At 73.0% G+C, this 2,971-nt stretch carries 3 protein-coding genes; 1 reads left to right on the top strand and 2 read right to left on the bottom strand.

Annotation, left to right across the window (positions count from 1 at the left end):
- Positions 1–798, top strand: a 798-nt coding sequence (locus tag G7A99_RS17485; RefSeq protein ID WP_163142548.1) for an ATP-binding cassette domain-containing protein, incomplete at its 5' end; no start/stop codon positions are given.
- Here the strand turns inward: G7A99_RS17485 and G7A99_RS17480 are convergent.
- Together G7A99_RS17480 and G7A99_RS17475 are read right to left on the bottom strand one after the other, a co-directional pair.
- Positions 773–2,491 carry a SulP family inorganic anion transporter gene (locus G7A99_RS17480; protein WP_163142545.1) on the bottom strand — a complete coding sequence of 573 codons (1,719 nt, stop codon included), beginning with the start codon at positions 2,489–2,491 and terminating at the stop codon, positions 773–775. The two genes, G7A99_RS17485 and G7A99_RS17480, sit on opposite strands and share 26 nt — an antisense overlap.
- A gap of 51 nt (positions 2,492–2,542) precedes the next feature.
- Positions 2,543–2,971: aldo/keto reductase (locus tag G7A99_RS17475; RefSeq protein WP_163142542.1), on the bottom strand; the 429-nt coding region annotated here is incomplete at its 5' end.

The following is a 2,971-nucleotide window of genomic DNA, read 5'->3' as shown; positions in this document are numbered from 1 at the left end:
CTGCGCCAGTTCGAGGAGCTGCAGTCCCGCGAGTTCCAGAAGCGCAACGAGACCAACGAGATCTACATCCCGCCGGGCGAGCGCCTGGGTGATCTGGTCATCGAGGCCACCCACGTGCGCAAGGCCTTCGGCGACACGCTGCTCATCGACGACCTCGACTTCAAGATGCCGCCAGGGGCGCTCGTGGGCATCATCGGCCCCAATGGCGCGGGCAAGTCCACGATGTTCCGCATGATCGTCGGCCAGGAGCAGCCGGACGAGGGCGAGATCCGCGTGGGCGAGACCGTCGATCTCGCCTACGTGGACCAGAGCCGCGAGGACCTGGACGGCGACAAGACCGTCTGGGAGGAGATCTCCGGCGGCCACGACATCATCAAGGTCGGCAACTACGAGGTGCCGTCGCGGGCCTACGTCGGGCGCTTCAACTTCAAGGGCTCGGAGCAGCAGAAGCGCATCGGCGAGCTCTCCGGCGGCGAGCGCAACCGCGTCCACCTGGCCAAGCTCCTGCAGAAGGGCGGCAACACGCTGCTCCTCGACGAGCCGACCAACGACCTGGACGTCGAGACCCTGCGGGCACTGGAGGAGGCGCTGCTGGCCTTCCCGGGCTGTGCCATGGTCATCTCCCATGACCGCTGGTTCCTCGACCGCGTCGCCACCCACATCCTCGCCTTCGAGGGCGACAGCCAGGTGACCTTCTTCGAGGGGAACTACACCGAGTACGAGGCGGACCGGCGGCGGCGCCTGGGCGACGAGGCGGCCCGCCCCCACCGCATCAAGTACCGGCGCCTGGCGAGCTGATCGCCGCCGCGTGTGCCGGCCCGCCCGGGCGGGCCGCGCACTCGCGGAAGATGCGTACCGTACAGCGTGCGCAGGTGGCATCGTCGAGGCCGGGGACCGTCTCGGCGATGGCGGTACCCGGATTCGCGCTCAGCCATGGCTGGCCCGCCCGGTCCGCATGGCCGGTGCGGTGCAGCGCCCGGCGCACGTCGTCCTTGAGCGAACAGATCACCAGGGCGCCACCCATCCCCTCCAGCCGCTCCGCCTCCTCGGCCAGCATGCCGGCACCAGCGACATCCACCAGCGGGATACCGCTACCGATGACGAGCAGGTACGGCCGCTGCGGCCCGGTATGCGCCCGCACGGCATCGCGCACGTGCTCCACCGCGCCGAAGAACACCGCCCCGTCGACACGGAGCACCGCGAGCTGCGGGCAGACCGCCAGCCCGTGCTTGCCGGCGTTGCGCAGGTCCCGCCCCGGCCGGTCGGCCCGGGGCGCCACCTCCACGATGCGCGGGCGCGCGGCCTGGGCGAGGTAGACGAACAGCGAGACCACCACGCCGATGAGCACGGCGTAGGCGAGCTCCAGGAACACGGTGGCCAGGAATGTCGCCACCAGCACCGCCGCCTCGCCCCGGCCGGCATGCAGGATCTCGCGGATCGCGGGCACGTCCACCAGGCGGACCGCCACCACCAGGATCACCCCGGCCATCGCGGGCAGCGGCAGCCACTGCCCCAGGCCGGGCCAGGCCAGGGCCACCGCGGCGACGGTCAGCGCCGAGACCAGCGCGGCGACGCTCGTGCGCGCGCCGGCCTCCTGGTTGGCCGCCGAGCGCGTGAACGAGCCGGTCCCCGGCAGGCAGCCGAGGAACGCCCCGACCAGGTTGGACACCCCCTGCCCGGTGCACTCGCGATCCGCGTCGATGCGCTGGCCGCTGCGCCGGCCCAGGGCACGGGCGATGGCGGCGGCCTCCAGCAGACCCAGCAGCGCGATGGCCGCGGCCCCCGGCACCAGCTGCGGCAGCACGCCCGGCGAGACCACGGGATGTATATCGGGCAGGGAGGCGAGGCTGAGCGTGCCCACGCGGGCGACGTCGCCACCGCCGGCCAGCGCCACCCCGGCGCTGCCGGCCACCAGCCCGCCGAGCAGCGCACCGCCGCGCAGGCCGAGGCGGCGCAGCACCAGGATCGCGAGAATCACCCCGGCGCCGGTGGCCACGGAGGGCCAGGCGGCCTGGCGGAGCATCGCATCCGGGCCGGCCGCCGAATCGGCACCCAGCAGCTCCGGCACCTGGCTCCAGGCGATGAGCACCGCGGCGCCGGCGGTGAAGCCGACGATCACGGTGTGCGAGACGAAGTTCACCAGCCGCCCCAGCCGCAGCAGGCCCACGGCGAGCTGCATCACCCCGGCCAGGGCCATCACCGTGACCACCAGCACCAGGTAGTCCCCGCTGCCGGGCTCGGCATGCCGGGAGACCACGGCGAAGGTCAGCAGCGACAGCGCCGCCGCCGGGCCGGTGATCATCTCCCGGGAGCTGCCTGCGAGGGCGGCCACCGCCGTCACCACGACGGCGCTGCGCAGCCCCCATTCGGCAGGGACCCCGGCAATCAGGGCATACGCGATGACCTGGGGAAGCGCGAGCAGCCCGCCGATGCCGCCGGCGACGGCATCGGCACGCAGGGCTGTCAGGGTGAATCGGGGCCGTCGGGCCACGCTGGCGGCGCTCCTCTCGAACGGGCGCCGCCGATGCGGGGCGACGCGGATTCAGCCGGCGTTGTCCCACTCCGGGGCCAGGCCGGCAGGGTTGACGACGCGGCCGTCCGCCCGGGCGAGCCCGCTGATGCGGCGCATCTCCTCGTCGGACAGCGAGAAGCCGAGGATATCGAAGTTGGCGCGCACATGCTCGGGCCGGCGGCTGCGGGGGATCGCCACCACCCCCGGCTGCTGGTAGTGCCAGCGCAGGATCACCTGGGCCGGCGTGCAGTCGTGATCCCGGGCGATCGCGGCGATGGTGCCGTCGTTCAGCACGCCGCCCTGCCCCAGCGGGCAGTAGGCCGTCAGTGCCATGCCGCGCTCGCGCAGTGCCTCGAGCAGCGGCGCCTGCGAGAGATGGGGATGATACTCCACCTGGTCGGTGACCAGCGGCGCGCGGCTGAGCCCCTCGGCCTCGCGCACCAGCGCCACAGGGAAGTT

The organism is Arhodomonas sp. KWT, assembly GCF_010993615.1.
This window is presented reverse-complemented; position numbering and strand designations above follow the sequence as displayed.